The sequence below is a fragment of the Streptomyces sp. NPDC007875 genome, assembly GCF_042868035.1.
Taxonomy (GTDB): Bacteria; Actinomycetota; Actinomycetes; order Streptomycetales; family Streptomycetaceae; genus Streptomyces; species Streptomyces antimycoticus.
On record NZ_JBIADZ010000016.1, the window covers coordinates 205,219 to 230,658 of the forward strand.

The following is a 25,440-nucleotide window of genomic DNA, read 5'->3' on the forward strand; positions in this document are numbered from 1 at the left end:
GCCGTCAGGGCAGCAGCCGCCGCTCGGTGGCCACCGCCACCGCTCCGGCCCGGGTCTCGACCCCCAATTTCCCGTAGATCCGACCCAGATGGGTCTTGACCGTGGCCTCGCTGATGAACAGGGCCCGGGCGATCTCCCGGTTGCCCAGGCCGCGGGCCAGCTGCCGGAGGATGTCGCGCTCCCGCTCGGACAGTCCGGGGCGCGGGCTGCGCATCCGGGCCAGCACCCGGTCGGCGACCGGGGCGGACAGCGCGGTACGGCCGGAGGCGGCGTTCCGGATCGCCGCGAACAGCTCCTCCGGCCGCTCGGCCTTGAGCAGATAACCGGTGGCCCCGGCCTCGATGGCACGGGTGATGTCGGCGTCGGTGTCGAACATGGTGAGCACCAGGACACGGGGCGCGGGCGGGTCGCCGTAGACCAGCCGCCGGGTGGCGGTCACCCCGTCCATGCCCTCCCCGAGCTGCAGATCCATCAGCACCACATCGGGCCGGAGCCGGGTGGCCAGGGCGAGGGCCTCCTCGCCGCTGCCCGCCTCGCCGACCACCTCGATGCCGTCGGTGCTGGCCAGCAGCGCCCGCAGCCCGGCCCGCACCACGGCGTGGTCGTCACAGAGCAGCAGCCGGATGGCGGGGACGGGCGGGACCGGGCTCGTGGCCGGGCCGGACGACGGGGACGGGATCGAGCTCATGCCGTGGCCTCCACGGGACGGTCGGGGACGAGGGCGGGAAGGGGCTCGACGGGGATCGCGGCCGAGACGACGGTCCCCTCGCCCGGTGCGGACTCAACGGTGAGCGTGCCGCCCAGCTGCCGTACGCGGACCCGCATCGCCGGCAGCCCGTGTCCGCGCGACCGGTCGGCTCCGGGGGCGGGGACGGTGTCGGTGTCGAAGCCGCGGCCGTCATCGGCGATGTCCAGACAGATCTGGTCGCCCATACAGGTCAGGGTGAGCGCGGCCCGGCTCGCCCCGGCGTGCTCGCGCACATTGGCCAGCGCGCCCTGGGCGATGCGCAGCAGCGCCGCCTCGACCCGCTCGGGCAGCGGCCCGAGGGGTCCGTCGAGGCGGAAGTCCACCGTCTGCCCCGCGCCGCTCTCCCGCTCGGCGAGCGCGCCGAGCGCCTGGGCCAGGGAGCGCTCGGCGAGGTCGGCCGGGGCCAGGTCCTGGACGAACCGGCGGGCCTCGGCGAGGCTGCGGGAGGCGATCTCCGCCGCGTCGCGCATATGGCCTCGGGCCGCCTCCGGGTCCGTCTCCCAGGTGCGGTCGGCGGCCTGCAGCAGCATCCGCTGGCTGGACAGGCCCTGGGCGAGGGTGTCATGGATCTCCGAGGACAGCCGCTGGCGCTCGGTCAGGATTCCCGCCCGCCGCTCGGTCGCGGCCAGATCGCGGCGGGTGCGGACCAGATCGTCGATCAGCACCCGCTGCCGCGCCGACTGGCGCCGCAGATGGATGAGGACGGCGGCGGCCACGGCGGCGATGGCGGGCGGCGCGATCAGCGCGTTGGGGTCGAAGCCGTCGTGCATGAACCGCAGTTTCGAGGCGACGACGAGCGCGGTGAGCACGGCGGCCAAGGGCACCGCGAACCGGGTGGGCAGAGTGTGCAGACCGGTGAAGAACAGCGGCATGGCGCACCATGCGGCGCTCGGCGCGAGGACCAGCAGCGCGACCCAGGCGGCCAGCACCGCTGTCAGCCAGACCAGATAGCGGCCGGAGGGCCGGCCGCCGGGGCTCGGCGCGGGCGCCGGCCACCGGCCGGGCAGATAGAGCGCGCCGAAGGCCACGAAGAGGGCGACGACCCGGCCGTCCGGCGCGGTGCCGGTGTCCCGGATCAGATAGCGGACCAGCGAGGAGCCCAGCAGCAGGAAGAACGCGATATGCAGGACCGCCGTCAGCCACCGCTCATCCGGATCGTCCACCCCGTCGGTCCCCGACCGCCCGGACCATGCCGACCACATGGCCGACCACGGCGCCCACCCTGACCGCCCGACCGCCCTGACCGCCGACCGCACCCCGGCCCCTCCCTGCTCTCCCGGTTTCACTCCGGACCTCTCCGGATTCGCTCCGGACCTTTTCGGTTCGCTCCGGACCACTCCGTCTCTTCTGGGTTCACTCCCTCAGCCAGTCCTAACGCGCCGGACCGGACGCCGCATCATCCGATCGGTTGATAAGGCGATCACCCGGACCGGCTCCGGACCGGGACCGCTCCGCTGATCCCCGCCGCCGCCACGGCGCCGAGGCTGGTACCGGCAACAGCGACGCGGGAACGCATGGTCCGCCGCGTCCGTACGACGACCACGGGAGAGTCCACATGCCCGCCAAGAAACTCACCGTCAACCGCTCCGCCCTCGGTCACCGGGTCTCCTACGCGCTGCGCCACCCGCAGCGCGTACCGCGCCATCTGGTCCGCGCCACCCGGGACGCCTGGCTGCGCTACCGCTACCCGGATCACGTCGCGTACTACCGCGCGGTGATGCGGTCCGACACCCGCACCAGCCCGGAAGCGGCGGTCGGCAGCCACAGCCATGAGCGGTGGCTGGCGCTGGGCGCGATGCAGTTCGACTATCTCCTCGGCCACGGTCTGCGGCCGGAACACCGGATGCTGGAGATCGGCTGCGGCAATCTGCGGGCGGGCTGGCGGTTCATCAGCCATCTGGAGCCGGGCCACTACTACGGCGTCGACATCTCGCCCGAGATCCTCGCGGCCGCACAGGACACGCTGGTGCGCGAGGGGCTGCAGGACCGCCGTCCCACTCTCACCCCGGTGCGCGATCTGACGCTGCGTTTCCTGCCCGACGCCCACTTCGACGTGGTGCACGCGCACAGTGTCTTCTCGCACTCCCCACTGCCCGTCATCGAGGAGTGCCTGGCCCATGTCGGCCGCGTCATGGCGCCCGGCGGCTGGTTCGACTTCACCTTCGACCGCACCGAGGGCGTCGAACACCAGGTGCTGCGGGAGGACTTCTACTACCGCACCGAGACGCTCGTCGCGCTGGCGGAGAAACACGGTCTGGCGGCGCGGTTCATGGCGGACTGGGAGGAGCTGCCACACGGCCAGTCGAAGATCCGCGTCACCCACCGCGAGGGCGCGCAGACGTCCTGACCCGCCGTTCCTCAGCTGGTGCTCCCGCCGCGGTGGCCGACTATTCGGTGACGCAATACCTGAGGCATATGTGGACGTTCAATCGGGCCTTGAGGTTCCACAGGGATCCTGTGACACACTTCATATCGCAACGCAGAGGACAAAGTTGCCGCTACGGAGTGCCGTAGACTTTTAGTACGTACTGTTGCGTGGTGGATAGACGAATACATGGAGCACCAAGAGGTCACTCATGCAGCCCTTCGTACTGAAGCACGCAATCCCTGCCGAGCGGTCGTCGGGCAGTGTTCCCTACGCCTATAACGCCGCCCTGCAGTTGAATGTCCTCTCCGACGGCCGTCCGGCCATCGCCGACCGGGCGGTGCTGCTGGCCACCGGTACGACCACGTCCACAGCTGGTTCGAAGACGCACTTCGACGACTGACCTGCGCATACGTCGATGACGGTACTCATCCTGACCTGTCGCCAGGATGTCACGGCCGACTTGGTGGTGGCAGAGCTGCGCGAACAAGGCGTCCCTCTGGTGCGTTTCGATCCGGCCGACCTTCCGGATCAGGCCGGGCTGTCGGTCGAATTCGATCGCGGTGACTTCACGGGATATCTGTCGACCGAGGGACGCCTCGTCAGCGTCCACGGTGTGCGGTCCGTCTGGGTGCGCAGGCCGGGGCGGCCCGCGGCCCACGCGGCGAATCCATCGGAGTGGCTGACGGCCGAGTGCGGACAGGCGCTCTACGGGATGCTCTACGCGACAACCGCCCGCTGGATGAACCATCCGGCGGCCGCCGAACCGGCCCGGCACAAACCGTTCCAGTTGCGGGTCGCCCAGCACAGCGGTTTCGCCGTGCCCTCGACTCTGGTCACCACCTATCCGCGCGCGGCGCGCGATTTCGCCGTCCAGTGCGCGGACATCGTGGTGAAATCCGCGTCCGGTCCGCCGACCGCCGATCCGCCGGTCGCACTGCCTACTACCCGTATCGGACCGGACACGGATTTCTCCGATGTCGCGGCCGGGGCGACCCTTCTTCAGCGGTACATTCCCAAAGCGGCCGACATCCGGCTGTTCTGCGTCGGCAGCGAGTTATTCGCCGCACGCAAGACCGCTGCCTCGGGGCAGGTGGACGGGCGCTATGGATGTCATGGACACCACTGGGAAGCCGTGGATGTGCCCGCCAGAATCATGCGCGCCGTTCATGAGTACATGGCTCTCACCGGTCTCGCCTACGGGGCCTTCGACTTCGCCGAGGACGCCGATGGTCTTTGGTGGTTCCTGGAGTGCAACCAGGGCGGCCAATTCGGCTTTGTCGAGCTGGAGACCGGTCAGCCCATCGCGGCCGCCGTCGCGTCCTGGCTGGCGGCACCCGGAGCCGCCCACCGGTGACGACCGGGCCGGAGCACCGCGCCCTCCGGGGGCGGCGCGGATGATCAGCGGGCCGGCGTGTGACGGCGGTCCCGTCCCCGTTCGCACCGGCCCGGGGCGCCCGCGAGCACCCCCGCGCACAGAGCGTGGCGGCCGGCTACGCAGAGGGTCGGCGCTGCGCCGGACCGGCCCGTCGGTCGTATGCTGAAGCGAGAGTCTGCGCTACCCAGGGTTTCCCGCCCCTCCCTCAGCGCGGGAGGTTCCGATGACCGTCGCCGACAGCATCCGCCGTCCGACGGACGCGTCCCGCTATGTGCCGATCGCCGAGCACGGTCTGATCGGCGATCTGCGCACCGCCGCGCTCGTCGATACCCGCGGCACCATCGACTGGTACTGCCCGGCCCGGTTCGACGCGCCCAGTGTGTTCGCGTCGATCCTGGACGCCGACCGCGGCGGTTCGTTCCGGCTCACACCGGAGGTGCCCGCCCGGACGAAGCAGTTCTACTTCCCCGACACCAACATCCTCATCACCCGCTTCTTCGCGGACGACGGGGTCGCCGAGGTCCAGGACTTCATGCCGATCGTGGACGACTCACGCGAGGCGGACCGGCACCGGGTGATCCGCCGGGTGCTGTGCGTGCGCGGATCGCTGCCCTTCACCGCGCGGGTGGCGCCCCGGTTCGACTACGCCCGGCAGTCGCATACGGTGCGCGCCGAGGAGGGGCTCACGATCTTCGAGTCCCCGGAGCTGTCGCTGGCGCTGACGTCCAGCGTCACCGTGGAGACCGACGGGGCCGATGTGGTCTCCACGTTCAAGCTGGTCGAGGGCGAGGCCGCGGTCTTCGCGCTCGACCGGATCGGCGGCACGGTGCAGCCGCGGCACTGCCCGCAGGCGGAGGCGGAGGAACTGTTCGACGCCACCGTGCGCTACTGGCGCCGCTGGCTCTCCCAGTCCCGCTACCGCGGGCGGTGGCGGGAGATGGTGCACCGCTCGGCGCTCACCCTCAAGCTGCTCACCTACGCGCCGACCGGCGCCATCGTGGCGGCCCCGACGACCAGCCTGCCCGAGCAGATCGGCGGCGAGCGCAACTGGGACTACCGCTATGTGTGGGTCCGCGATGCCGCGTTCTGCATCTACGCGCTGCTCAGGCTCGGCTTCACCCAGGAGGCCGAGGCGTTCGTGCGGTTCCTGTCCGAGGACATCAGCTTCGAGGACGGCCCCGGCGGTCCGATGCAGATCATGTACGGCATCGACGGCCGCAGCGAGATCCCCGAGCAGATGCTCCCCCATCTGGAGGGCCATCAGGGCTCCTCCCCGGTCCGGATCGGCAACGCGGCGGTCCACCAGCTCCAGCTGGACATCTACGGAGCGCTGGTGGACTCCCTCTATCTCTACGACAAATGGGGGCAGCCGCTGGCCAGCGACCACTGGGACACCGTCAGCGACACGGTCGGCTGGGTCTGCGACAACTGGGACCGGCCCGATATGAGCGTCTGGGAGACCCGCGCCGGTCCGCAGTACTTCCTGTACTCGCAGCTGATGTGCTGGGTCGCGATCGAGCGGGCGATGCGCATCGCCCGCCACCGCGGCCTGCCCGCGGACATGGCCCGCTGGTCGAAGGCGCGCGACGACATCTACCGCCGGATCATGCGCTGCGGCTGGTCGCCGCGGCGGCGCGCCTTCGTACAGCGCGAGGGCGAGGAGGTGCTCGACGCCTCGGTGCTGATGATGCCGCTGTCCAAGTTCATCTCCCCCACCGACCCCAAATGGCTGTCCACGCTGGACGCGCTGGGCGAGGAGCTGGTGTCCGATTCGCTGGTCTACCGCTACGACCCGACGGTCAGCCCGGACGGGCTGCGCGGTGCGGAGGGCACCTTCTCGATCTGCTCGTTCTGGTACGTCGAGGCGCTGTCCCGGGCCGGACGGGTGGACGATGCGCGGCTGGCCTTCGAGAAGATGCTCACCTACGCCAACCATGTCGGGCTGTACGCGGAGGAGATCGGCCGCACCGGTGAGCAGATCGGCAACTTCCCGCAGGCGTTCACCCATCTCGCGCTCATCAGTGCCGCGTTCAACCTGGACCGGGCCCTGGGTTGATCACGCGGGCACGGAGGACCGCTGGATAGAGTGGTCGGCCATGGGGAACGGGGAGGGGCCGGCCGCCGTGCCGGAACACGGCGTCCAGGGCAGCACACAGACCACATGGCAGGCGCCGAGCGCGATCGAGCGGGAGCTGTACGAGGCGAAGGCCCGCGGCGACTGGTCGGCGTACTTCGATGTGCTGGCGCGCACCGAACTCTTCGTCGCCGATGCGTACTCCCGCCTTCAGGCACGCCCGGGGACGGTGCTGTTCACGCCGTACTGGTATCCCCAGGTGCAGGCCAACTGCCTGCCCCTCTTCACCGAGGGCATGCTCCCCGCGCCTCATCCGGAGACCGTCTATCTCTCCTACTCCCTGGGGTGGTTCGCCACGGAGTGGGAGCCCGGCGATCCGCCGTGGATCGTGGTCAACCCCGGCAGTCCGTGTGAGACGTTCTTCCCGACTTCCCCGGCGCACCGCGCGCTGTGGAGCGGCCACGCCGAGCACGCCGCCGACGGCGAAGGCCGCGCACACGCCCCCATGAAGCTGCGCGGGCTGTGGGTGGGCGGGCCGACCCAAGGCCCGGTGGCCCATGGACTGGCCTGCGGGGCGCTGCTGTTCGTCAAGAACGGCGAGCTGTGGAACGCGATGGCCTACCACGGCGGCGGATACACCCGTGAGCGGAGCCGGCTCAAGGAGTGGTGGGGCATCACCGGCCGGGAGGAGTGGCAGCGCATCCAGGAGCTGCTGCTGGGCGCCGAAATGATCAGCGGCGTCTGGGAGTTCGCACTCGGGGTGCGCCGCACCCTGGCCCTGGACTTCGCCGGCCCGGTCGGGGTGGACCACTGGCGGACGGTGGCCGAGCGGGTGCTGCGGCGCACCGCCGCCGAGCCCGGCGAGGTCCGGATCACCCCCGACGGGGTCACCAAGGCGGAGCCCCGGGACAGCGCGGAGGTGGAGGCGCAGGTGGCGGGCGTGCAGCGGCTCATCGGCCGGATCGCCCGCTATGAGGCCCGGTTCCGTGCGGACGGCCTGCTCGCCGAGGGAAAGTTCGTCCGCACGGTGGAGGCGTGGGACTACGGGCGGGCCTCGGGGATGGCCCGCTGGGGGCTCGCCGCACGTTTCTGCTCCCTCGAGGAGGCCGAGCGCGCGGTGCTGCGCGCGGGACGGTCGGCGCAGGCCAACTACCGCTCCTGGGAGGAGTTCTCCGCCGCGTACATCCTCGGGCGGTGTCTCCACTTCGACGACGAGGAGTTCGGTGAGTGGTACGAGGACATGCTCACCGCGCATCGCATCCTCACCACCGATCCGGAGAGCCCCTGGCTCACCCTTCCCTGGAAGTGATCCGGGCGCGGCCGGGCGTCAGACCGCGCGTCACCGGCCGCCGACGCGGTCCTCGGCCAGCACCCGGGCCATGGTGCGCTCGGCCAGGGCGGTGATGGTGACGAACGGGTTGACGCCGATGGAGCCCGGGATGAGGGATCCGTCGGTCACATAGAGCCCGTCGTAGCCGGTCACCCGGCCGTACGCGTCGGTGGCCCGGCCCAGGACACAGCCGCCCAGCGGGTGGTAGCAGAAGTCGTCGGCGAAGGCCCGGGTGTCGCCGAAGAGGTCATGGCGGTAGATGGTGGCGTTGGCGGAGTTGACGCGGTCGAAGAGTGCCTTGGCGGCGGCGGCCGAGGGCGCGCTCTGGTCGCGGGTCCAGTTGAGCACGGTGGTGTCCTTGGCCGCGTCATAGGTGAAGGCGGCGCGCTCGGGGTTCCGGGTGATGGCGAGGTAGAGGCTGACCCAGGTCTCGAGGCCGGCGGGCAGCGGGGCGATCTCGGCGAAGACCGGGTTGGCCGTGTTGGACCAGTCGTCGATCGCCATCACCGGGACGGTGGACTGGTGGGCGCCGGTCGGGTGCCACACATGGTTGGCGCGGCCGAGCATGACATTGCCGTTGCCGCCCCAGCCCCTGCCGACCTCCGCGCTCAGCTCGGGCAGGGCGCCGGTCTCGCGGGCGCGCAGCAGGAGTTCGGTGGTGCCGAGGCTGCCCGCGCCGAGGAACAGCGAACCGCAGGTGATCTCGTCGGTGGAGACGACGGTGCCGGTGACGTCGATGCGCTCCACGGTGAGGACATAGGTGCCGTCGGGCGTCCGTCGCAGGGCCCGGGCGCGGCTGAGGGTGTGCAGGGTGACCTGGCCGGTGCCGAGCGCGGCCGCGAGATAGGTCTTGTCGAGGCTGCGCTTGCCGAAGTTGTTGCCGTAGATGACCTCCTGGGCGAGCGCGGACTTGGTCGCCGTTCCGTCGGCCTCGCGCCGCATGTAGTCGAAGTCGTAGACATTGGGCATGAGGACGGTCTTCAGGCCCGCCTTGGCGGCCTGGGCGCGGGCGACGCGGGCGTAGGTGTACCACTCCGTGGCCTCGAACCACGCGGAGGGCACGGTGGTGGCGCCGAGCATGCGGTTGGCCAGCGGGAAGTAGGTGTCGTACATCGGGTCCGCGGCCACCTGCGGCAGCATCTGCTGGAAGTACGAGCGCGGCGGGGTGACCGCGATACCGCCGTTGACCAGCGAGCCGCCGCCGACCCCGCGGCCCACGTAGACGGAGATGCCGGGGAAGCGGACGCGGTCCAGGACGCCGGGGTAGGGGATGATGTCCTTGTTGATGACATCGAGCCACAGAAAGGTGGACAGGGGCGCCTCGGTTCTGCTCTTGAACCACATGGAGCGCTGATCGGGGGCGGTCATCGAGCAGTGGACCCGGCCGTCGGGGCCCGGGGTGTCCCATAACCGCCCCATCTCCAGGACGAGGGTTCTGATGCCCGCCTCGCCGAGCCGGAGCGCGGCCACGGCCGCGCCGTAGCCCGAGCCGACGACGACGGCGGGGAAGTGTTCGGCGCTCTCGGCGGCGGTCGCCGGGGCGAGGCCGATGCGGGTGAGTCCGAGGGCCGCCGCGCTCTGCAGGGCGGCCAGACCAAGAATGTGACGACGCGTCAGATTTGCTGTCATGGCGGCATGATGGGCGGTTTCGCCAGAGGTCGCCATGGCGTGGCGCAAGGTCCTTTTCGGCGGTCCGGGTGAGCCCCGGCCCCGCACGGGGTGGCCGGGGTCGGACCCCGCCGCATTGTTTCTGCCGGTGTCAACGCCACGGCCCCGCGCGGGATGGCTGGGCCGGGCGCCGGCGGGCGCCTGGCTCAGCGCGACGGCGCCGGGACAACCAGGGCGCGGCCATCGGGGAAGCGGCCCAGGCCCTTGACGTACGCGGCATTGCTCACCTGCACGATCAGCTCCCGCATCCCGCTCAGCGGCGTCAGGTCCACCGTCGGCCCCTGCCCCGGGCGCCAGGACAGGAACAGCCGCCGCAGCCCCGGAAACGCGTCCCGCAGCGGGGCAAGATCCTCGGCCTCCACCGCGCCCGCGAGGGAGAGGTGGGAGATGCCCGGCATCGGCACGGCCTCGCGCATCCGGGCGACGCTCTCCCCGGTGAGGCTGAGGGACTCCACCTGCGGCAGGGAGAGGATCTCGGAGCGGTCGCCCGCCGAGAGCCGTACCGAGTCGAAGAGCGAGATGTGCCGGAGGGTGGGCCATCGCCCGATGCCCCGCATACCGGAGGTGGCATACGTCGCCGGACCGACGTAGAGCGCGGTGAGCGGCGCGTCCACGGGCAGATCACCGAGCGCGCCGCAGGGCAGCGGAAGATCGAGCGCCAGCGTCTCCAGGGCCGTCAGCGAGCCGAGGGCCTCCATGCCCTCGCGTGCGGTGGGGGCGTACAGCGCGAGGAGGGTGATAGGGAGGCCGGCGAGCCGCTCGACGCTTCTGACCTCCGGGCAGTGCCCGATCATCAACTCCGTGAGCCGCGGGAAGGCGTGCAGAAAGGCCAGGTCGTTCAAGAGGGGGTTGTTGAAGACGCTGAGGCGCTTGAGGACGTCCGGCACCAGCTCGGTGGCGAAGTCCCCGGTCCTGATCGGACCGGTGCACTGGATCGTGGCGCGGCCGCCCATCCGGTACAGCTCATGGAGCTGTTCGCGGGAGCTGGCCATGAAGAGGGAGTTCTCCGGCAGGCAGGAAAGGATCTCCTCGGCGAACGGCCGGCAGTCGAAAGTGTCCCACGCCTCGATGAACTGCCCGTGGACCGCGGGCGAGGAATGGTGGCGGAACCGCTTGAGCCGGCCGAGGGCGGGCTCACCGCCGATCCGGCAGGCCGTCGCCACCACGGCCGCCACCTCCTCGTCCCCGAGCCCCTCCGGCCCCTTGGGCAGCAAATCCAGCACCACGGAGCCCGCAGCCGCCAGGGTGTGTCCGTCCTCGATGGTGCGCGGCGGGATCAGCGAGGCCATCCGTTCCTCCACATCCCGCCTGATCTCGGGGTCCAGTTCGGTGGCGTGCTCCAGGCACGCGGCCGCCAGCAGATGGAGGCGGTGGCGGTGCTTGCGCACGTCGTCGCCGCGTTTTATGAGCTTGCGCAGGAGCTGACCGCATTGCTTCTTGCCCCCGTGGGCGGCAGCCATGCGGATGACGTCCTCCCACTGGTTGTCGTGTGCGTTGCGCACCATGGTGTTGAAGTACCGGGTCTCCTGAAGCGCCTTGGCACCCAGGTAGTCCTGGAAGGTGCGGTGGATGAAGGCGACCGAGTCCTCGGTCGGCGCGTGCAGCAGCCCGCTGCGCAGCAGCAGGTACCGGAAGATCTCCTCCGGCCCGCCCTGCTCCTGGGCCTCCCGGATGGAGGGGAGCGTCTCGGCGAGGACCCCCTCGACCACATCGTCCTGTTCGGCCTCAGACTGCTTCTGCAGGGTGAACCAGGCGGCGATGCGGGAGAGCAGCCGGAGCTGAGCCTCCTTGGACAGATGGATGCCCTCGGGGGCGTCGATGCTGCGGTGCGCGTCCCGCCGCACGAGCAGCAGCTCGAGCGCCGATTCGTAGAGGCCCTTGCGGTCCCGTGGCAGGCGTGCCTGCTCGTCCCGGTGCAGGGCGCAGATCAGCGCGCACATCAGGGGGTTCTCGGCCAGCCGCGCGATGCTCTGGTTGACGGCCACGGTCTCGGTGAGGGCCGTCTGCAGCACCTCGAGCCGGGTGCGCTCCGGCTCGCCGGCGGACTCGGCACGTGCCGCGCGATGCCAGTGCCTGATGAACGCGGCGATGTCGTCGCGCCCCATGGGCTGCAGGCACAGCTCGGCGAACCCTTCGCGGCGCAGCCAGCCGTCCTGGACGGCGGAGGGGCGCACGGTCACCAGGCAGCGGACGTCGGGATAGGCCGCCAGGAGTTCGCGCAGCCACTCCCGGGTGCGCTCCCGGTGATGCTGGGTCACCTCGTCGACCCCGTCGATCAGCAGCAGAGCGCGCCCGGACTCCAGGGTGCGGACCGCCCAGCCGTCCGGCTGGGCGTCGGCAAGGACGCTGCCCACCGCGGAGAGGAAACCCGAGGGGCTGGGCAGCGCCTCGCGCCGGGTGAGCGTGCGCAGTTGGAGGACGAAGGGGACGCAGTCGTTGTACTCGTCGAGCTCGGCCGGGAAGGCGCGGCGGGCGGCGGTGGTGGCGAGCCACTGCAGCAGGGTGGTCTTACCGGATCCGGCGTGGCCGCGCAGCAGGACCCGGCGCTGCCCTTGGAGGAGCATTTCCACCCGGCGCGGAGCCACCGAGGTCGGCCGGGGGTGGTGGTAGCCGCCGAGGCCATGGGCGGGGCCCTCCGGCGCGGGGCCCTCGGGGGCCGTGGCCTCCAGGCTCAGATAGGCGGCGTCCAAGGGCCAGCTGTCGCCTTCCTGATGGCGCAGCCTGAGACCGAGGATCCGGAGCATGCCGTGCTTGTCGACGACGTGCTCGCTGTAGCGGTACTCGAAGCTGGCGTCCCGCACCGGCTGCGGTGCCCGCTCCAGCAGGATGCCGAGCTGCCGGGACTGTTCCTGGAGCTGCTGGATGGCCTCGACCAGGGTGCGGGCGATGAAGGTGGAGCGCTGGGTGAAGAAGTTGAGGATCTGCAGACAGCTGAGGTCCAGCAGGCTGTTGTAGAGATGGGTTCCGTCGGCGCTGAGTTCCCGGGTGGCCTGCGGAGCCCGCTTCTTGAGGGTGTGGGCGAGGGTGCGGTACCCCAGGCGTACGGCCTGAACGTCGCCCATGCCGATGTGGCCCAGGGCCAGCAGGGTCACCGTCAGCGCGTCCGTGACGGCCCGGCGCTCGTCCTCGGGCACGGCGGGTTCGCGGGGGTTGGCGGTGGCCGCGCGCTCGACCAGCTCCTCGACCAGTTTGCGGACATCGTCCTCGGTCAGCGTCCGCTGCTCCCCCTGCCAGGCCACCAGGCTGGAGATGCGCACCGGATCGTGGACCAGCTCGGCCCCCGGGGCCGGCTGGGCGAACAGTCTGCGGATCAGCGGACCGGCCGCCGCCGCGGCCGCACGTATCCCGATGCCGATGGCTCCTGGCTCCATCCCCCACCGATCCCAGCGTTCGAAGCGGCGTTCCGGCTCCATGTATAGCACCACCCGGTGCGATCACAGGGCCACTCTCCGTATCCCCGGCGGCCATGGATGACATGGACCGGGTGCCATCCCGTACGCCATCCACGAGAACTCGATCACACCCCGGGCGTCCTGCGTGGAACGCGGCAGTAGTGTTCGCCGACAAGCGTGTGTTGTAGGTACCGGGCAGGTAGAAGGGATCGGGCATGTTCCGCAAGGTGCTGGTCGCCAATCGTGGAGAGATCGCCATTCGCGCCTTCCGCGCCGGCTATGAGCTGGGCGCGAGAACCGTAGCCGTGTTCCCGCATGAGGACCGCAACTCGCTGCATCGGCTCAAGGCCGATGAGGCGTATGAGATCGGTGAACCGGGCCATCCGGTGCGGGCCTATCTCTCCGTCGAGGAGATCGTCCGCGCGGCGCGCAGCGCGGGCGCGGACGCCGTGTATCCCGGATATGGCTTTCTGTCCGAGAACCCCGATCTCGCACGTGCGTGCGAGGAGGCGGGGATCACGTTCGTGGGGCCCAGCGCGCAGATCCTGGAGCTCACCGGGAACAAGGCGCGCGCGGTGGCCGCGGCCCGGGCGGCCGGGGTGCCGGTGCTCGGCTCCTCCGAGCCGTCGACCGATGTGGACGAGCTGGTCCGGGCCGCGGACGAGCTCGGCTTCCCGGTGTTCGTCAAGGCCGTCGCCGGTGGTGGCGGGCGCGGTATGCGCAGGGTCGAGAACCGGGAGACGCTGCGTGAGTCCATCGAGGCGGCGGCGCGGGAAGCCGAGTCCGCCTTCGGCGATCCCACGGTCTTCCTGGAGAAGGCGGTGGTGGAGCCCCGCCATATCGAGGTGCAGATCCTCGCCGACGGGCAGGGCGACGTCATCCATCTGTTCGAGCGCGACTGCTCGGTGCAGCGGCGCCATCAGAAGGTGATCGAGTTGGCGCCGGCGCCCAACCTCGATCCGGAGCTGCGGGCGCGGATCTGCGAGGACGCGGTGAAGTTCGCCCGGCAGATCGGCTATCGCAACGCCGGCACGGTGGAGTTCCTGCTCGACCGCGAGGGCCGCCATGTGTTCATCGAGATGAATCCGCGGATCCAGGTCGAGCACACGGTGACCGAGGAGATCACCGATGTCGATCTGGTCCAGTCGCAGCTGCGGATCGCCGCCGGTCAGACGCTGGCCGACCTCGGCCTCGCCCAGGACACCGTGTATGTGCGAGGTGCGGCGCTGCAGTGCCGCATCACCACCGAGGACCCGGCCAACGGCTTCCGCCCGGACACCGGGATGATCAGCGCGTACCGCTCACCGGGCGGCTCGGGCATCCGGCTGGACGGTGGCACCACCCACTCCGGCGCGGAGATCAGCGCCCACTTCGACTCGATGCTGGTCAAACTGACCTGCCGGGGGCGGGACTTCGCGACCGCGGTCGGCCGCGCCCGGCGCGCGGTGGCCGAGTTCCGCATCCGCGGCGTATCCACGAACATCCCCTTCCTCCAGGCGGTACTGGACGATCCGGACTTCCGGGCCGGGCAGGTCACCACGTCGTTCATCGAGCAGCGGCCGCATCTGCTGACCGCGCGTCACTCCGCCGACCGCGGTACCAAGCTGCTCACCTATCTCGCCGATGTCACGGTGAACAAGCCCCACGGCGAGCGGCCCCATCTGATCAACGCGACCGCCAAGCTGCCCCCGGTGCCGGACACCGAGCCGCCCGCCGGCTCCAAGCAGCGGCTCACCGAGCTGGGCCCGGAGGGTTTCGCGCGATGGCTGCGCGAGTCGCCCACCATCGGTGTCACCGACACCACCTTCCGGGACGCGCATCAATCGCTGCTGGCCACCCGGGTCCGCACCAGGGACCTGCTGGCCGTGGCCCCGGTGGTGGCGCGGAGCGTGCCGCAGCTGCTGTCGCTGGAGTGCTGGGGCGGGGCCACCTACGACGTGGCGCTGCGCTTCCTCGCCGAGGACCCGTGGGAGCGGCTGGCCAAGCTGCGCGAGGCGGTGCCCAACATCTGTCTGCAGATGCTGCTGCGCGGCCGTAACACCGTGGGCTACACGCCGTATCCGACCGAGGTGACCACCGCCTTCGTACAGGAGGCCACGGCCACCGGGATCGACATCTTCCGGATCTTCGACGCGCTGAACGACATCGGGCAGATGCGGCCCGCGATCGACGCGGTACGGGAGACGGGCTCGGCCATCGCCGAGGTGGCGCTCTGCTACACCTCCGACCTGTCCGATCCCTCGGAGCAGCTCTACACCCTCGACTACTATCTGCGGCTCGCCGAGCAGATCGTGGACGCGGGCGCGCATGTGCTGGCCATCAAGGACATGGCGGGGCTGTTGCGCGCCCCGGCCGCGGCCACGCTGGTCTCCGCGCTGCGCAGGGAGTTCGACCTGCCGGTGCACATCCACACCCATGACACCGCGGGCGGTCAGCTCGCCACCTATCTCGCGGCCGTCCAGGCCGGTGCGGACGCGGTGGACGGCGCGGTGGCCTCCATGGCCGGGACCACCTCCCAGCCGTCGCTGTCGGCGATCGTGGCCGCCACCGACCACTCCGACCGGCCGACCGGGCTCGACCTCGAGGCGATCGGCGGCCTGGAGCCGTACTGGGAGGCCGTGCGCAAGATCTACGCACCGTTCGAGGCGGGCCTCGCCTCGCCCACCGGGCGGGTGTACCACCATGAGATCCCCGGCGGTCAGCTGTCCAATCTGCGCACCCAGGCCATCGCGCTCGGCCTCGGCGACCGCTTCGAGGAGATCGAGGCGATGTACACCGCCGCGGACCGGATGCTGGGCCATCTGGTGAAGGTCACCCCGTCGTCGAAGGTGGTGGGCGATCTCGCGCTGCACCTGGTGGGGGCGGGGGTGTCGCCGGAGGACTTCGAGGCGGATCCGGGCCGGTACGACATCCCGGACTCGGTCATCGGGTTCCTCCGCGGCGAGCTGGGCAATCCGCCGGGCGGCTGGCCCGAGCCGTTCCGCAGCAAGGCGCTGGAGGGCCGCGCCGCCGCCAAGCCGACGGCCGCGGAGCTGTCCACGGAGGACCGGGAGCAGCTGGAGAAGGATCCGCGGGCGACGCTGAACCGGCTGCTGTTCCCCGGTCCGACCAAGGAGTTCGAGGCGCACCGGCAGGCCCACGGCGACACCAGCGTGCTGGACAGCAAGGACTTCTTCTACGGGCTGCGCCCGCGGCAGGAGTACACGGTGGACCTCGAGCCCGGGGTCCGGCTGCTGATCGAGCTGGAGGCCATCGGCGACGCCGACGAGCGCGGTATGCGCACGGTGATGGCCTCGCTGAACGGGCAGTTGCGCCCGGTCCAGGTGCGGGACAACTCGGCGGCCTCCGACGTACCGGCCACCGAGAAGGCCGACCGGAGCAACCCCGGCCATGTGGCGGCGCCCTTCGCGGGTGTGGTGACGCTGGCGGTGGCCGAGGGCGATCAGGTGGAGGTCGGTGCCACCGTGGCGACGATCGAGGCGATGAAGATGGAGGCAACCATCGCGGCCCCGAAGAGCGGGACGGTGTCGCGCATCGCCATCAGCGCGATCCAGCAGGTGGAAGGCGGCGATCTGCTGGTCGCCCTCGGCTGAGCCGACAGCGGCGGCGAGCCGCCGCCACCGGTCCCCGGCCCTCGGGTCAGGGGTGCTCGGTGGCGGCGGCTTCGTATGCCCGCAGAAACGTGTCCACCGCGGACCGGGCGACCGTGCGCGTCTCGGCCGCGGAGACCTTGCGGGTGCCCAGCCGGGACCGCGCTTCCATGGGACCGGTGAGCAGCGCGAGCAACTGCTCCGCGGCCTGCGCCGGATCGCCCGGCCGCAGCCGCCCGGCCAGCGACAGCCGGGCCAGCCGGTCCGCCAGCGCCTCAGCGAGCCGGATGGCCGTACGCCCCTGGACGATCTCGATCAGGTCGGGGAAGTCGGCCGCCTGGGCGTACGTGAGCCGCCGCAGGGCGCGGGACCGCTGACCGCAGCACACCTGGAGCATCCGGTACGCCATGTCCTCCAGGGCGGCGCGCAGATCGTCCCCGGGCTCGCGCAACCGCTCGACGACGGCGAGGTTCTCCGCCATCACGGCGTCGGCCGCGGCCTCCATGGCGTGGCGGAACAGGGTCTCCTTGTCGGTGAGGTGGTTGTACACCGTGGGCTTGGCGACACCCGCCTCATTCGCGATGTCCTGGACACACGCCTGGCCGTAGCCCCGGCGGGCGAAGACGGTGAAGGCGGCGTCAAGGATCGCCTGCCGCTTGTCGATACGCCCTCGCGGGACCTTCCGCCCGGACGAGGCTGTCACTGCCGTCATCAGCGCATCGTATCTCACAACCGGCCGTACTGAACTCGTCGGTTCAGATTTCCCAACCCTCTTGTCCATTGACGCGATGGGACATTAATTTGAACCGGCCAGTTCATCTACGAGGGGAACCCCCCATGCTGCTCAACGTGTTGCGGTTCAGCTTCAAGGACGGCACAACCGAGGACGACAAGGCCAGGGTTCTGGCGGCGATGCGCCGTACGGGCGCGCTGGAGCCGGTCGCGTTCTCCACCGCCGGCCAGTTCCTCGGCGACTCGGCCGAGGGCTTCACCCATGCCTACTGCGCGGCGGTGGCCGATCTGGCGGCACTGGACCGGTATCTCCACGACCCGTTGCATATCGCGGGCGACGACGAGATCCTTCCGCATCTCGCGAAGCTCTCGGCGTTCCAGCTGTCGGACGACATGGACCCGGCGCTCGGCGAACAGGTCATGGGGATGCATCTGAGGAAGGTGGCGATGTACCCGCAGTGGGGTCAGGCGCTCGACGCGATATCCGACCTCGGGGGCCCGTCCGGGAGCTCTTCCACCGGCTGACCCCCGGGTGGCCGCGCCGCCGCACGGCCCGGCAGCCTGGTGGCCAGCAGCGCACCGGCCGCGGCCACGGCCGCGAGGACCGTCAGCGCCGGCCCCATCGCCGAGAGGAAGGCATCGGCCGCCCAGCCCGGCCCGTCGCCGGGCGGCCGTCCGGTGGTGCCGCCCGACCCGGCCACGCTCATCAGCGTGGTCGAGGCCGCGACCCCCAGTGCGGGGCCGATGTTCATGGCGGTCTGCTGGAGCCCGCCCGCCACCCCGGCGGTGTCCACGGACGCGTCGCGCACCACGACGGTGGTCGCGGTGACCATCACGGTGGCGAAACCCGCGCCCAGCACGAGAAAGCATCCGCCGATCGCCTCGGGGCCCGAGCTCCGGCCGAGACGGGACATCAGCAGCACACCGGCCGCCACCAGAACCATCCCCGCAACCGTCGTCCGGCGGGATCCCTGACGGCGCATCAGCAGCGCCGCCACCGGTGCGCCCAGCACCATCATCACCGCCAGCGGGAGCGCCCTCAGCCCGCTGGCGAGCGGATCCAGCGCGAGCACCTCCTGCAGATAGTAGGTGCCGAGGAAAAGCGCCCCGAACAGTGCGGCCGACGCGGACACCAGCACGCCGAGCGCCGGGCCGACGGTGGCCGATCGCAGCAGACCCGGCGGTACCAGCGGATGCTCCGTGCGGCGCTCATGCCCCGCGAAGGCGCCTCCGGCCACCACGGCGGCCGTCGGCCCGAGCGCGGTCGCCGCCGTCCAGCCGGTTCCGGGGACGCCGACGAGCGTGTGCACCAGCCCGGCCAGCGCCACCGCGAGCAGAGCGGCGCCGGGCAGATCGAGCCGCGGCCGGGCGATCTCACGAGGCGGCACCGGGGCCCGGACGGCGAGCGCCGTCAGGCCCATGGCCAGGGCGGGCGCGACGTTGAGGAAGAACACCGCCCGCCACCCCAGATGGGTGGTCAGCGCCCCGCCGACCAGCGGACCTGCCGCGGCCGCCAACCCGATGGCGCCGGTCCGCACCGCGAGGGGCCTGCCGAGCCGGTCGGGCGGATACACGGCGCGCAGCATCCCGAGGGTGGCGGGTTGCAGCAGCGCCCCGAAGACCCCCTGGGCGACCCGCAGCCCGATCACCCAGCCGATGCCGCCCGCGAGCCCGATGCCCGCCGAGGCGGCGCCGAAGCCCAGCATCCCGATGGCGAAGACGCGCCGATGGCCGTAGCGGTCACCGAGGCGGCCCGCGAACACCAGCAGACTCGCCACGGCGATCAGATATCCGGTACTGGTCCACTGGACCTGGGCGAACGTGGCATGGAGATCCCGCTGCAGCCGTGGCTGGGCGACGGTCAGCACGGTACCGTCGAGGGCGACGATCACGGCCCCGGTGACGCTGCCGACGAGGGTGAGGCGTCGTGCACGCGGGGCACTCATCGGGCCTCCGGGCCGAGGTGTGCGTCGAGCGCGGCACGCAGCAGCGGCTCGGCGTCATCCACTCCCACCGCGAGCTGAAGGCTGCCCCAGCCCCACAGTTGGGCGATGCCGTGCAGATTCGCCCACAGCGCGCCCGCGACGATCCGCGGCTCCGCGCCGGAGTCCTGCCGCACCCTGGCCACCAGGTCGACGAGGGTGGCGAACAGCGGGAGGCTCGTCTCCCGCAGGCCAAGCTGGTTGCTCTCCAGAAGATCGTGGCGGAACATCAGCTCGAACATGCCGCGGTTGGTCAGCGCGAAGTCGAGACAGCTCCGCGCCAGAGCCGTCAGCTGCCCGCGCGGATCGCCCTCATGAGCGGCGGTCGCCTCACCGGCCTGGTCGGCCAGGCTCTCGAAGCCGCGTCGCGCGATGGCGGACAGCAGGGCCAGATGCGTCGGGAAGTAGCGCCGCGGCGCCCCGTGGGACACCCCGGCCCGACGGGCGATCTCCCGCAGCGAAAGCGCCTGCGCCCCCTCCGCCTCCACCAGCTCCACTCCGACGTCCACCAATCGGGACCGGAGACCCGAGTTCTGCTCACGCTCAGCCATAGACACTGTCTACCAGAGTGGAGTAGACAGTGTCTACGCGTTCAGAATGACGAATGAATGACCACGATCAGAGACCAGCGAACCTGTGAAGCACCCAAAAAGGGGCATGCATGTTCATCTACGTGAATTCCATTCTGAGGTAAAGAACCGCCCGTGAGCCTTGACGGTCCATTTGGTCCGGTCCAATGTGCGTGGTGCGCCATGAGCACGCCACTCCTTTACCGGATCAGGAAGGAAGTCAACGACCATGGCAGAACCCCTCGTTCCCCGCTCGTTAAGCCGCCGCCGGGTCCTCGGCTCGATGGCCGCGGCCGCCGTCGGAACACCGATCGCCCTCGGGCAACTGACCTCGGGGGCCACCCCGGCCTCCGCCGCCTCCCGGGTCGCGGCCGCGCAGTTGCTCTGGCATCCGAACCCGTCCAGCGCCGGGCTCAAGGCGTTCGAGGGCATCGAGGCCGACCGGGGCAACGCGCACCCCGACCGGGACTATGTCGTCGTCGAGGGCGGTGACCACTACCGCTTCAACATCTGGAAGGACGACCGGGACACCACAGGTGGCGGCGACCGCCAGCGCACCGAGTCCAAGGGCATGGTGCAGGACGGCACCACCCTGAAGATGCGCGACGGTGAGACATGGACCATCAGCTACGAGATGTTCATGCCCACCTCGCTGCACGGCACCAGCAAGTTCACGCATATCTTCCAGACCAAGACCCCGGCGGACAACGGCGGTCCGTACATCACCCTGGACCTGGGCCGCAGCGGCAGCACGGAAACGCTGCGGGCCCGCGCGTACGCCAACTCCGGCTCACCGGACATCGCCTCGACCAATCTGTCGCCGCTGCGCAACAAGTGGATCACCATCGAGTGGACGCTCACCATCGGCTCGAAGGGCAAGGCGGCCTTCGTGGCCCGCAACGGCACCGGGTCCGGCGCCCCGGTCGCGGTCCGGGGCAGCATGTCCAATGTGAAGATGCCGGACCAGGACGACTACCAGCGGCCCAAGTGGGGCATCTACCGCTCGGTCGAGAGCGCCTCGTCGGACATCCTCGACACCTATCTGCTGTTCCGGAACTTCCAGGCGTCCAAGGCTTAGCCGGCGGCCGCTCCCGCGGCGAAGCACCCCCGCGGCGGTGACAGGGGGCCGGCGGCACCCCGGCCCCGTGTCACCGGCCGTCGGACGCGTCAGATACGTCAGATACGTCGGACGCGCCGGACACCGGCAGATGCCGCGCCACGGAGGCGTTGAGCCGCTCCAGGAACTCCGTCAGCCGGGCGAGATCCTCGTCCGGCCAGTCCGCGATGGCCTCGCCCAGCAGCCGTGTCCGCCGGTCGGCCGCCAGCGCGACATGGCGGCGCCCCGGCGTCGGTCAGCTCCACCCTCCGTATCCGCCGGTCCACGGTGTCCCGTACCCGGGTCACCAGTCCTGCCGCCGTCAGCCGGTCGACGACGCGCACGGCGCGGGCCCGGTCGGACAGCAGCAGGGCGGCGATGTCGGACCCGGCGGCGCCCGGCGGGGAGCTGGCCTCGACGAAGCACACCACCCGGTAGCCGGTCGGGGTGACATCCGCGGGCAGCCCGCCCAGGAAGCGCTCCCGTACCAGCGGTCCGTACAGCCCGGACCGGGAGTGGCGCGGCTCCCGCAGCACCGCGTCCAGCCCGCGCAGCTCTTCGTCCCGATCGTTCACAGGGAACAGCGTGCTGCGCCGCCACCGCCTCTGGCAACGGACATCAGCCATCGTCCACCGAGATGGTTGTCCGGGTTCGCCGTCCGGTCGTCCGACCGTAGCCCGCCGTGCCGCGGTGTTCACGGCGCCACGGTGTCGGGCGACGGCGGGCGCATGGGAGCTTCGCCCCATGACGACGACACCGAAGACCACGAGCACCACATCGACGGAGTCGGGGGTGAGCCGCCGGGGAAGACTCCGGTCCATGTGACGGAGGCGGCTCCGTGGTCGGCGGTGCGCGACCGGGTGAACCCCTACGGCTTCGCCGCGTTCTCCGTCGACCCCGGCACCGAACCGGGCGGCCCCACCACGATGTCGGTGACCTATTACGCGGTCACCGGGCTCCACGGCCGCATCGAACCCGTGGACACCTTCACGCTCCGGCGGACCCGCGGCGACGGTGAGCGGCGCCGATGAGGGCATGAGGTGATCCGTATCGGGAACGCGGGAGGGCATGCAGACGCTGAACCGATGGGAACGGGCGATAGAGCGCTGGGAGGAATCGCTGCTGGCCAAGGTGGTCCGCAGCGAGCCCGTCGAACTCCTCGGCGCACTCAAACGTGAATGCGACAGCCACGCCGTGGTGTGCGGACCGACCCGGGTGGTCGTGCCCAACGTCTATGACATCGAGCTCGCCGACGCGGTCCATGAGGAGCTCACCCGGCGTGGCTGTCAGGTGGGACAGGAGCTGACGGACCAGCTGGTGCGTCATGCGGAGGACAAGGGCTATGAGTGGGCCGGCCCGCTCACTGTGCATGTGTCCCGGTCCGGCCGGGTGCCCAACGGCAGGTACCGGGTGGCGGGCCGGCCCATGGCCCATATCCGCGCGGACACGTTCGCCGACGCGCCGGCCTAGTACGTCAGCGGGGCAGCCCGCCCGGGTCGGTGGCCCAGGTGGTGTCGGGCCGGTCGGCCAGGTCGAAGGAGAGCGAACCGCCCTGGCGCAGGAACGAGCCGTCGAGCCATGAGGTGGTGTGCGGCCTGCCGTTCACCCGGACCGCGTGCACATAGAGGTGGCTGTCGGACGCGTCCGGGGCGCCGATGGTCAGGGCGCCCCGCTGCCCCGCCGGGGCGATCACCGCACGGGGGAAGAGCGGTCCGGTGAGCAGGGCCTCGGCACGCCCCGGGGCCTGGGGATAGATGCCGAGCGCCGCGAACACGTACCACGCGGACATGGTGCCCAGGTCGTCATTGCCGGGCAGCCCCTTCGGCCCGGTTCCGTACACGGTGGCGACGATCTGGCGCACCGTCTCCTGGGTCTTCCAGGGCTGCCCGAGCGCGTTGTAGAGCCAGGGGGCGTGGATGCCCGGCTCGTTGGTGGGATCGTAGCGGAGCGGATCGCCGCCGCGGACCGACCAGGAGCCGTCGGTCTTGTGGAAGAAGCCGTCCAGCCGGGCCGCCGCGCGCTCGCGTCCGCCCATGGCCTCGGCGAGGCCCTGTACGTCCTGCGGCACCATCCAGGTGTAGGTGGCCGCGCTGCCCTGGGCGAATCCCCGGTCGGACGCCGGGTCGAAGGGGGTCACCCAGGAGCCGTCCCGGTTTCTGGCCTGGATGTAGCCCGCCGTGCCGGTGGCCTCGGGGTTGAACACATGGCGCCAGTAGCCGCCGCGCGCGCCGAGTTCATCGGCCTCCCTCTCCCGGCCGAGCAGCCGGGCCCAGCGGGCGAGCGCGTCGTCGGCGACGGAGTCCTCCAGGGTCTCCGCGGCACCGCCCCAGCAGTGGCAGGCGTCCTGCGCCGCGTACCCCGAGTCCAGGTACTGGGCGAGGTTCGGGCGCTGGCCCTCGCACTGTCCCGGGCAGCCCTTGTCGGAGAGCCCGTCGGGGTGGGGGACGGTGGCCTGGCGGTAGAGGGATTCGAAGGCGCCCTTGGCGTCGAAGTTCCGTACCCCCATGGCGTAGAAGGTGGCCAGCGTGGCGGCGGAGGGGTCGCCCGTCATCACATGGGTGGCGCCGCTGATGTGCACCCAGCGGTCCCACACCCCGCCGTTCTGCCGGGCGAAGTTGAACAGCGACTGGGCGAAGTCCCCGGCGACCCGGGGCTGGAGCAGGGCGAGCAGCTGCACCTGGGCGCGGTACTGGTCCCAGCCGGAGAAGTTGCTGTACTGCGCCGTCTGCCCACGCTCGACGCGGTGCGGTGTGCCGTCCATGCCCGGGTAGCGGCCGTCAATGTCACTGATCAGGTTGGGCTGCTGCAGCGCGTGGTAGAGGGCGGTGTAGAACGCGGTGCGGCGCGGCTCGCTGCCGCCGCTGATCCGGACGGCGCGCAGCCGGCGGTCCCAGGCGGCCCGTCCGGCCGCCGCCACATCGGCGACGCTCGCCCGGGGCGCTATCTCGGCGCGAAGGTTGGCCTCGGCGCCCGCGAGGGAGACATACGAGATGCCGAGCCGCATCCGGACATCGTTGTCCCGCGTGGTGTCGAAGCCGACGTATCCGCCGGAGCCGAGCCCGGCCCGGTCGGCGCCGGTGAGATAGCCCTCGCCGCCGTCGGCGGTGGTGGCGCCGGGTGAGAGCCGGTCGTTCTCCCAGGTGCCCACGGTGGAGAAGGCGCGGTCGAACGAGGCGCTGAAGTAGAGGCGGTAGTAGGTGGTGCGGTTGTTCTCACCGCCGTTGGCGCGCCGTCCGCAGAACGCGCCGGTCAGCACCCAGCCGGTGACCTTGCGCCGCTGGGCGTCGATCTCGATATGCGCGTTCTCGCTGCCGTTGAGGGAGTTGGAGGTGCGGAACAGCAGACGGGCCGGGGCGTCCTGGGGGAAGGAGAAGTCGGCGACACCGGCCCGCTCACTCACCGCGAGATCGGCGGCCGCGCCCGAGTCGAGGCCCACCCGGTAGCGACCGGGCTCGGCCCTCTCCCGGTCGTGCGAGAAGCCGGCGGCGTACTTCTGGTCCTTGGTATCGGCGGTGGGCGAGCTGTCGACGTCGCCCACGAACGGCATGATCGGCACATCGCCCGCGGCTCCGGGGTGGCAGCCCGCGCCGTTGACATGGGTGAGGCTGAAGCCCCGGACCCGGGTGGTGTCGTAGGAATAGCCGTTGGCCGCCGCGGTGTTGGTCTGGTCGCCCGCGGTGCTGGTCGGCGACCAGGCGATCATGCCGAACGGCAGATTGGCGCCGGGGTAGGTGTTGCCGCCGCCCGCCGAGCCGATCAGCGGGTCCACGTAGTCGACGGGGTGACGTACCTCGTCGGCCCGTGGCGCCGCGCTCGCCGCGGGGGCCTCGACGAGCGGGGCGAGCAGCGCGCCGATCGCCACCGCCACTCCCCCGCCGGCCAGCGCCGGTCGGCGCCCGAGTCTCTTTCGCCGCGCTCTGTGCGTCTCCATCGGGGATCACGCCCTTCCGTGTGTCGATGTGAACCTAGTACTGCAACGGTGTTTGCCGTGACTGCTGACCAGCTCGGTCGTTGGTCCGGTTATGGGTGGGGACCTTGCTGATGTCAGGTTGTGGGCCGGGGAACTGAGTGCGGTGCACGAGCGGTTCGTGCACCGGTTCAGCCGGGAGGAGCCGCGTCAGTCGGCGCTGGCCTATATGCGGGGACTCATCGCTCCGCTGGAGCGGAAGAACGGCTGGACACTCGCGGAAGAAGCCGGACACACGGGGCCCGACCGCATCCACCGTTTACTGAACCGGATCGAGTGGGATGCCGATGAGGTCCTGGGCGACGTGCGTGACTACGTCGTCGAGCACCTCGGAGACCGGGATGCCGTTCTGATCGTCGATGACACAGGCTTCCTCAAGAAGGGCATCCGCTCGGCCGGGGTGCAAAGGCAGTACTCCGGCACTGCCGGGCGCACCGAGAACAGCCAGATCGGTGTGTTCCTCGCGTACGCCACCGACCGCGGACGCACGCTGATCGACCGCCGCTTGTATCTGCCGACGTCATGGACAGACGACCGGGAAAGGTGCCG

At 70.9% G+C, this 25,440-nt stretch carries 20 protein-coding genes; 11 read left to right on the forward strand and 9 right to left on the reverse strand.

Translation table 11 applies throughout. From position 1 onward, the window contains the following. Positions 1-4: 4 nt before the first annotated feature. Both ACFYOY_RS29980 and ACFYOY_RS29985 read right to left on the reverse strand, forming a co-directional pair. Positions 5-688 (reverse strand): response regulator transcription factor, encoded by a 684-nt coding sequence (locus tag ACFYOY_RS29980; RefSeq protein ID WP_351885124.1) that lies wholly within the window; start codon positions 686-688, stop codon positions 5-7. After that, on the reverse strand, positions 685-1,950 hold the full coding sequence (locus ACFYOY_RS29985; protein ID WP_351885121.1) for a sensor histidine kinase: 1,266 nt from the start codon (positions 1,948-1,950) through the stop codon (positions 685-687). Before ACFYOY_RS29985 ends, ACFYOY_RS29980 begins: the two co-directional genes overlap by 4 nt. 353 nt (positions 1,951-2,303) lie before the next feature. Here ACFYOY_RS29985 and ACFYOY_RS29990 point away from each other — a divergent pair, with 353 nt between their 5' ends. The 5 genes from ACFYOY_RS29990 (at position 2,304) to ACFYOY_RS30010 (ending at position 7,874) form a co-directional block, all read left to right on the forward strand. Continuing rightward, positions 2,304-3,095: a class I SAM-dependent methyltransferase gene (locus tag ACFYOY_RS29990; RefSeq protein ID WP_388590632.1), complete on the forward strand. Its 792-nt coding sequence runs from the start codon at positions 2,304-2,306 to the stop codon at positions 3,093-3,095. A gap of 229 nt (positions 3,096-3,324) precedes the next feature. Beyond that, positions 3,325-3,516, forward strand: coding sequence for a putative ATP-grasp-modified RiPP (tgmA, locus tag ACFYOY_RS29995; protein WP_093469586.1), 192 nt, complete (start codon positions 3,325-3,327; stop codon positions 3,514-3,516). A 15-nt stretch (positions 3,517-3,531) separates the two neighbouring features. Further along, positions 3,532-4,470 carry an ATP-grasp ribosomal peptide maturase gene (gene tgmB, locus ACFYOY_RS30000; protein WP_351885115.1) on the forward strand — a complete coding sequence of 313 codons (939 nt, stop codon included), beginning with the start codon at positions 3,532-3,534 and terminating at the stop codon, positions 4,468-4,470. A 244-nt stretch (positions 4,471-4,714) separates the two neighbouring features. Next, a complete protein-coding gene (locus tag ACFYOY_RS30005) occupies positions 4,715-6,547 on the forward strand; it encodes a glycoside hydrolase family 15 protein (protein ID WP_351885112.1) in 1,833 nt (610 codons plus the stop codon). Positions 6,548-6,587: 40 nt separating this feature from the next. Next, complete coding sequence (locus ACFYOY_RS30010; RefSeq protein ID WP_351885110.1) at positions 6,588-7,874, forward strand: DUF1266 domain-containing protein; 1,287 nt, start codon at positions 6,588-6,590, stop codon at positions 7,872-7,874. 30 nt (positions 7,875-7,904) lie between these two features. Here ACFYOY_RS30010 and ACFYOY_RS30015 read toward each other — a convergent pair whose 3' ends face one another. Together ACFYOY_RS30015 and ACFYOY_RS30020 are read right to left on the reverse strand one after the other, a co-directional pair. Next, positions 7,905-9,524, reverse strand: coding sequence for a GMC oxidoreductase (locus ACFYOY_RS30015; protein WP_388590635.1), 1,620 nt, complete (start codon positions 9,522-9,524; stop codon positions 7,905-7,907). Between the two features lie 185 nt (positions 9,525-9,709). Next, positions 9,710-12,976: an NACHT domain-containing protein gene (locus ACFYOY_RS30020; RefSeq protein ID WP_388590637.1), complete on the reverse strand. Its 3,267-nt coding sequence runs from the start codon at positions 12,974-12,976 to the stop codon at positions 9,710-9,712. A 194-nt stretch (positions 12,977-13,170) separates the two neighbouring features. Between ACFYOY_RS30020 and ACFYOY_RS30025 the strand changes: the two genes are divergently transcribed. Beyond that, positions 13,171-16,548, forward strand: coding sequence for a pyruvate carboxylase (locus tag ACFYOY_RS30025; protein WP_351885101.1), 3,378 nt, complete (start codon positions 13,171-13,173; stop codon positions 16,546-16,548). Between the two features lie 46 nt (positions 16,549-16,594). Here ACFYOY_RS30025 and ACFYOY_RS30030 read toward each other — a convergent pair whose 3' ends face one another. Then, positions 16,595-17,257, reverse strand: coding sequence for a TetR/AcrR family transcriptional regulator (locus ACFYOY_RS30030; RefSeq protein ID WP_351885098.1), 663 nt, complete (start codon positions 17,255-17,257; stop codon positions 16,595-16,597). Positions 17,258-17,382: 125 nt separating this feature from the next. Between ACFYOY_RS30030 and ACFYOY_RS30035 the strand changes: the two genes are divergently transcribed. Next, a complete protein-coding gene (locus tag ACFYOY_RS30035; protein ID WP_351885095.1) occupies positions 17,383-17,802 on the forward strand; it encodes a Dabb family protein in 420 nt (139 codons plus the stop codon). On the opposite strand, the gene ACFYOY_RS30040 is transcribed toward ACFYOY_RS30035, so the two are convergent. Both ACFYOY_RS30040 and ACFYOY_RS30045 read right to left on the reverse strand, forming a co-directional pair. Continuing rightward, entirely contained in the window at positions 17,742-19,223 is a 1,482-nt protein-coding gene (locus tag ACFYOY_RS30040; protein ID WP_351885092.1) for an MFS transporter, read from the reverse strand. The two genes, ACFYOY_RS30035 and ACFYOY_RS30040, sit on opposite strands and share 61 nt — an antisense overlap. Next, complete coding sequence (locus tag ACFYOY_RS30045; RefSeq protein WP_351885089.1) at positions 19,220-19,810, reverse strand: TetR/AcrR family transcriptional regulator; 591 nt, start codon at positions 19,808-19,810, stop codon at positions 19,220-19,222. The genes ACFYOY_RS30040 and ACFYOY_RS30045 overlap by 4 nt, the downstream gene beginning before the upstream one ends. A 247-nt stretch (positions 19,811-20,057) precedes the next feature. Between ACFYOY_RS30045 and ACFYOY_RS30050 the strand changes: the two genes are divergently transcribed. Next, positions 20,058-20,906, forward strand: coding sequence for a hypothetical protein (locus tag ACFYOY_RS30050; RefSeq protein ID WP_351885086.1), 849 nt, complete (start codon positions 20,058-20,060; stop codon positions 20,904-20,906). 98 nt (positions 20,907-21,004) lie between these two features. Here ACFYOY_RS30050 and ACFYOY_RS30055 read toward each other — a convergent pair whose 3' ends face one another. After that, positions 21,005-21,499, reverse strand: a complete 495-nt coding sequence (locus tag ACFYOY_RS30055) for a MarR family winged helix-turn-helix transcriptional regulator (protein WP_388590641.1) — start codon at positions 21,497-21,499, stop codon at positions 21,005-21,007. 153 nt (positions 21,500-21,652) lie between these two features. Here ACFYOY_RS30055 and ACFYOY_RS30060 point away from each other — a divergent pair, with 153 nt between their 5' ends. Beyond that, positions 21,653-21,955: a hypothetical protein gene (locus ACFYOY_RS30060; protein ID WP_388590643.1), complete on the forward strand. Its 303-nt coding sequence runs from the start codon at positions 21,653-21,655 to the stop codon at positions 21,953-21,955. A 37-nt stretch (positions 21,956-21,992) separates the two neighbouring features. Then, positions 21,993-22,394 carry a DUF3662 domain-containing protein gene (locus tag ACFYOY_RS30065; protein ID WP_351885078.1) on the forward strand — a complete coding sequence of 134 codons (402 nt, stop codon included), beginning with the start codon at positions 21,993-21,995 and terminating at the stop codon, positions 22,392-22,394. A 4-nt stretch (positions 22,395-22,398) separates the two neighbouring features. Here ACFYOY_RS30065 and ACFYOY_RS30070 read toward each other — a convergent pair whose 3' ends face one another. Further along, complete coding sequence (locus ACFYOY_RS30070) at positions 22,399-24,855, reverse strand: GH92 family glycosyl hydrolase (RefSeq protein ID WP_388590645.1); 2,457 nt, start codon at positions 24,853-24,855, stop codon at positions 22,399-22,401. A 91-nt stretch (positions 24,856-24,946) separates the two neighbouring features. Between ACFYOY_RS30070 and ACFYOY_RS30075 the strand changes: the two genes are divergently transcribed. Next, a partial coding sequence (locus ACFYOY_RS30075) for an IS701 family transposase (RefSeq protein ID WP_388590647.1) occupies positions 24,947-25,440 on the forward strand: 494 nt, incomplete at its 3' end.